Source organism: Pseudomonas sp. PA-4-8C, assembly GCF_021606625.1.
Classification (GTDB): domain Bacteria; phylum Pseudomonadota; class Gammaproteobacteria; order Pseudomonadales; family Pseudomonadaceae; genus Aquipseudomonas; species Aquipseudomonas lactis.
In genome coordinates, this window is record NZ_WKCD01000333.1 from 1 (window position 1) to 5447 (window position 5447).

6 protein-coding genes and 1 tRNA gene are annotated in these 5447 nt (G+C 59.2%); 2 read left to right on the forward strand and 5 right to left on the reverse strand.

The window, feature by feature from the left end:
• The coding region (locus GIW04_RS27350) for a heavy metal sensor histidine kinase (protein ID WP_236479383.1) at positions 1 to 1010 on the forward strand (1010 nt) is incomplete at its 5' end.
• A 12-nt stretch (positions 1011 to 1022) separates the two neighbouring features.
• Here the strand turns inward: GIW04_RS27350 and GIW04_RS27355 are convergent.
• The 5 genes from GIW04_RS27355 to GIW04_RS27375 form a co-directional block, all read right to left on the reverse strand.
• Positions 1023 to 1514: an anti-virulence regulator CigR family protein gene (locus tag GIW04_RS27355; protein WP_120248914.1), complete on the reverse strand. Its 492-nt coding sequence runs from the start codon at positions 1512 to 1514 to the stop codon at positions 1023 to 1025.
• A gap of 63 nt (positions 1515 to 1577) precedes the next feature.
• Positions 1578 to 2207, reverse strand: coding sequence for a pyroglutamyl-peptidase I (gene pcp, locus GIW04_RS27360; protein WP_120248915.1), 630 nt, complete (start codon positions 2205 to 2207; stop codon positions 1578 to 1580).
• Between the two features lie 7 nt (positions 2208 to 2214).
• Positions 2215 to 3165, reverse strand: a complete 951-nt coding sequence (locus GIW04_RS27365) for a DUF979 domain-containing protein (protein ID WP_120248916.1) — start codon at positions 3163 to 3165, stop codon at positions 2215 to 2217.
• Positions 3162 to 3878 (reverse strand): DUF969 domain-containing protein, encoded by a 717-nt coding sequence (locus GIW04_RS27370; protein WP_057711706.1) that lies wholly within the window; start codon positions 3876 to 3878, stop codon positions 3162 to 3164. Before GIW04_RS27370 ends, GIW04_RS27365 begins: the two co-directional genes overlap by 4 nt.
• 626 nt (positions 3879 to 4504) lie before the next feature.
• Positions 4505 to 4581 (reverse strand) — tRNA-Val (locus tag GIW04_RS27375).
• A 184-nt stretch (positions 4582 to 4765) separates the two neighbouring features.
• Here GIW04_RS27375 and GIW04_RS27380 point away from each other — a divergent pair.
• The coding region (locus tag GIW04_RS27380; RefSeq protein WP_236479385.1) for an NAD(P)/FAD-dependent oxidoreductase at positions 4766 to 5447 on the forward strand (682 nt) is incomplete at its 3' end.

Consider the following 5447-nt stretch of genomic DNA (forward strand, 5'->3'; position numbering starts at 1 on the left):
GTATTCCCTTCTCGATGGTGGCCGTGGCCATCGACTCCGGCGACCTGGGCAGCCTGCAAATCACCAGCGGCCGCCTGATGACCGAGCGCACCGCGGTACTCGCCAGTTATCGTCTGAGCGTATACATCCTGGCGAGTATCGCCGCGATCACCCTGGCGCTGGTCGGTTACCTACTGGTCCATCGCGGCTTGCTGCCCTTGCGCCGTCTGGCCCGACACGCCCAAGGGATCGGCGTCAGCAACCTGGCCGAACGCCTCGACAGCCAAGGCGCGCCGAAAGAATTGCTGCCCATGATCGACTCGTTCAACACCATGCTTGAGCGCCTGGCCAAAGGCTTTGTACAACTGGGCCAAGTGTCCACCGATATGGCCCACGAACTGCGTACCCCGATCAACAACCTGCTCGGCGAAACCCAGGTGGCCCTGCAACAGCACCGCAGCATCGAGAGCTATCAGCAACTGCTGGCCTCCAATGTCGAAGAGCTGGAGCGCCTGGCGCGGATGCTCGACAACATGCTGTTCCTGGCTCGCACCGACCCCGCCAGCGCAATGCGCCAACGCCAGGCGCTGGACGCCGCGGATGAAGTGGAACGTATCGCAGATTATTTCGAAGGGCTGGCGGGTGATGTGTACATGCACATCACCGCCTTGGGCGAAGGGGTGATCTGGGCTGAACCGATGTTGCTGCGCCGGGCCTTGGCCAACCTGTGTGCCAACGCCATCAAGTATGGCGCGCCGGGCTCGGAGCTGAGTATCCAGGCAGTGCCGGATGGCGCGGGCATCAACCTGAGGGTCAGCAACCACGGCCAGACGATCCCGGCCGAGCACCTGCCGCGGCTGTTCGAACGGTTTTACCGGGTGGATGAATCCCGCGAGCGGTCGTCCCAGTCCAACGGCCTGGGGCTCTCGATCGTGGCGACCATCATGCAGTTGCATAACGGGCGGTACCGCGTCAGCAGTGAAGACGGCGTGACCTGCTTTGAGTTGTTCTTCCCTGGGCGTGAAGCCTGAGGGCGCTGCAACTCAATCAAACGCACCGTTCAGAACTTCGTAGATGATGCCGGTCGCAATGGCCACCAATATCAAGTCGGTTCCCGCTTGCTGCCATTCATAACCATCATAACGAGGCAACTGCCCCAGCAAGCGGCCGTCGAGTTTCTTGGCAATACCCGGCGGAAGTGGCTTTCCGCGTGCCAGGTTTTTCTGAATGCCAGGCGGTAAGGCCGGGCCCGGACGCCAATAATCGCGGTGGCCGCCCAACACATTCAGCACACGACCTCGATCAACGCTGAAGTCATTGCTGGATGGGCCGCCCTTGTCTTTGCCCTTACCTTGCCCACCCTGGGCATTACCTTTGTTATTACCGTGACCTTTGCCGGTGTCCTGCCCACCATAGGCATCACCTTTGTTGTTGCCTTGGCCTTTGCCATTACCTGGATCTGCAAGGGCAAGGCCACTGGTCACGGACAGTGCTAGCGACAACGCAACCGACACGAACTTCGTACGCTTTAACATGGCAACTTTCCAAGGCGAGGGTGTGCTGGAACTGTAGTTGAAATTGCAACACAGCATATAGCGTCAGCTGATCTGGCCACCGGTAAGAACGATATCCGCCTGGGTTTGCCAGGCGGCCAACGCCGCCGCACGCAACCCTTCCACGGTCGTCGATAACGCCATCGACGGCTCGCCCGATCCAGGCAAGCCGGGAACGTGAATAAACCCACTGCGCACCCCAGTCCCCGCCAACGCATGCTGCAAGCGGTAAAACACCTGGTTACACACAAACGTCCCCGCCGTCTGGGACACCGAGGCCGCAATACCGGCCTCCCGCAGCGCCTTGACCATGCCCTTGATCGGCAACGTCGAGAAATACGCCGCCGGGCCGCCATCCACTACCGCGATATCAATCGGCTGCGCGCCCAGATTGTCGGGAATACGCGCATCGTTAACGTTGATCGCAACGCGCTCGATGGAAATATCACTGCGCCCAGGCCCCAAGCCCGTGGCGATGACCATTGCCGGCTGCAGTTCGTTGATCAATTGCAGTAAGGTCTCGGCAGCGGAGGCAAATGCGCAGGGCAAACAACGCGCAACAATTTGCACACCTTCGCTCAACTGCACGCCATCCAACCGACGCACAGCCTCCCACGAGGGGTTAATCGGGGCGTTATCAAAGGGCTCGAAGCCCGTCAGCAATACGCTTTGCACAATGACCTCACATCAACAGGTAAAGCAGCACGATATTGACCACCAGCATCATCAACGCCGTGGGTATCTGGGCCTTGATCACCGCATTTTTGTCCGGCAGTTCCAGTAGCGCCGCCGGTACGATATTGAAGTTGGCCGCCATGGGCGTCATCAACGTACCGCAATAGCCCGAGAACATACCAATGGCCGCCATCACCGCAGGGTTGCCACCGTAAATCCCCACCAGCACCGGCACGCCGACGCCACCGGTCATCACCGGAAAGGCCGCAAAACCATTGCCCATGATCACGGTAAACAAGGCCATGCCCAACACATAGACCATCACCGCCACCAACTTGTAGTCCAGGTTGATGTAGGTGGTGGTGACATGAGCGACCGCCGTACCCACCCCGGCCTCATTGAACAACAGCCCGAGCATCGCCAGCATTTGCGGGAGCACCATGGCCCAACCCAGGGCTTCGGTCAGGCGACGGGATTCGCGCAACGCTTGCACCGGCGTATCACGGGTCAGCCAGCAGGCCAGGCCAAGGGCGATCAGGCAACCGATGCCGAGAGAGACAAAGGTAGTGTTCTTCGGATCCAAGAGCGGTACACCGCCGATTTCGGTGTGTTTGAGCAACACCGAACCCATCACCGTGGTCAGCGGAATCGCCAACGCCGGGATGAATAATTTGTGGCCCAGGCGCCCGGCACTCGCGCGGGACGCCTTGTCGTGCAATTGGGCGTGCTGGCCACGGCCAACCCCGCCCAAGCCCGCAATCAATGCCATCACCACCACACCCACTCCGATGGCCACCGAAGGCAGGCGCTCACCTATAAGGAACGGCACCGCAAACAACAACCAGAACAGCGCACTGGACCAACGCTTGGGGTGGGAACGGTCGAGCAGGATCATGCCGGCGGTAATCAGCAGCAGCACGCCCGCCAGCCAGTACAGGTATTGAATGGAAATAATCATTGAGCAGCCTCCACCGGGGTAGTGGCCGAGCTCATTTCGCGAGTCAGGCGCCGGTCGAAACGATGCAACCGGATAGCGTGAATAACGAAGGCACAGATCGCCGTCGGGATGCCCCACACCGCAATGTGCAGCGGCTCCACATCAATCCCCGAGCCGAGCAGGAAGGTATGCATCAACGCAATCGCACCAAAGGCCACGAAGATGTCCTCACCAAAAAACAACCCGACATTATCGGTGGCAGCGCACATGGCCAGTACCTTGTGACGCAGCTTGTCCGGCAGCTTGCCATAGCGCTTTTCCGCCGCGCCCTCGGCCATCGGCGCCAGCAGCGGCCGCACCATCTGCGGATGCCCACCCAGGCTCGTCAACCCCATGGCCGCCGTGGACTCACGCACAAACAGATAAATGATCAGCAAGCGCCCGACCGTGGCGCGTTCGAAGCGGGCGATCCAGTTCTGCGCATGCAGGCGCAGGCCATGGCGCTCCAACAGGCCGATCACTGCCAGCGGCAATAACAGGATCAGTTGCAGGGCACGGGTCTGAAGGAAGCCATCGCCCATGGTGGCGAGGATTTTTTCCAGGGGGAACTGGGCGGCAAGCCCCGTGGCGATGGCGGCTGCGGTGACCACCAACAGCGGATTGAAGCGCAATACAAAGCCGACCACGATGACAAGTACGCCGATCAACGGCCATAAGTTCACAACAGTTTGCATGGCGGGGAGGTCCTTTAGTGCGCGCTGCGGCGCCATTACAGCAGGATGTGAGCAAAGGGCTCACAGCTTGAAAGTGGCGTGCAGTCGGCTCGGTTTTTTTATTGTTGACCTGGAAGGTCGAGCGTCAGTGGCGGCAACTTTGCTGCCTGGGGCCGGGGGTGTCCAACAAGAAAAATTGTTGCTGCACACCAATATTTTTTGTGGGGGGATGACACTGTACGGTACGGTGCCTGGAAGGAATTGAGCCCAGTTTTTTTGCACAAATCGTGTGGGTGAGCTCGCTATGGCGTCGGAAGTGAAAATTCCTGATCAGCACCTATACTCCACGATGCAGCTGTGTGTACTTGCAGTTCATTCACGGCGTCACGCCGACAATGAGGGGTTCCCGCTATGTATGCCGGACAAATGAGTAATATGGCGACCACGCTTGGCGAAATACGCTGCCAACTGTTCGCCCAGGTAATTTGCCTGCTGGCGGTGGCGACGCTGTTCGCCTGATTGGACTTTCAAGCCCTGAAAGGACGCCGCCAGGCGCCTTGGCTTTGCTGTGCCCAAATTTCACACAACAAAAAAGGGCCCACCTTTCGGTGAGCCCTTCTAGACCGCCCAGCAGAGCGGATTTTGTTTGGTAGGCGCGATTGGACTCGAACCAACGACCCCCACCATGTCAAGGTGGTGCTCTAACCAACTGAGCTACGTGCCTGCTGTGAGGCGGCATTCTACGGAATTCCGAAGGGGTGTCAACATCTTTTTTGCAGCTAACCCTATGAATATGCGAATTTTTTATTTGCGTCGGGTACACCCGTGATTTCCGGGTGGCTGGCAGGCAATTTTCAACTCAGGTAGGATCGGCGCACTCGTAAAAAATATAAAACAGAGGTTCCAGGATGGCGAACACCCCCTACCCCCAGTCGTATTACGCCGCTTCTGCGAATGAAGTCCCGCCCCGTCCTGTGCTGCAAGGTGAAGTCGAGACCGACGTGTGCGTGATCGGGGCTGGCTATACCGGGCTTTCCAGTGCGCTGTTTTTGCTGGAGAACGGCTTTCGCGTCACGGTGCTGGAAGCCGCCAAGGTCGGTTTTGGTGCTTCGGGCCGCAACGGTGGGCAGATCGTCAACAGTTACAGCCGCGATATCGATGTGATCGAGCGCAGTGTCGGGCCTCAGCAGGCGCAGTTGTTGGGGCAGATGGCGTTTGAAGGCGGCAGGATCATCCGTGAGCGCGTGGCCAAGTATCAGATCCAGTGCGACTTGAAGGACGGCGGCGTGTTCGCCGCCCTCAATAGCAAGCACATGGGCCACTTGGAGTCGCAGAAGCGCCTGTGGGAGCGCTACGGCCATACGCAACTGGAGTTGTTGGACGAGCACCGCATCCGCGAAGTGGTTGCCTGTGACAACTATGTGGGCGGCCTGCTGGACATGAGCGGCGGTCATATCCACCCGCTCAACCTGGCGCTCGGTGAAGCCGCGGCCGTGGAATCCCTGGGCCTGTCTTTTTTACCTATCTGTCATCGCCGGCGAAATCATCTGAGCACAGATATCGACTGTCATTCGCCGTGCTCGACAAAGA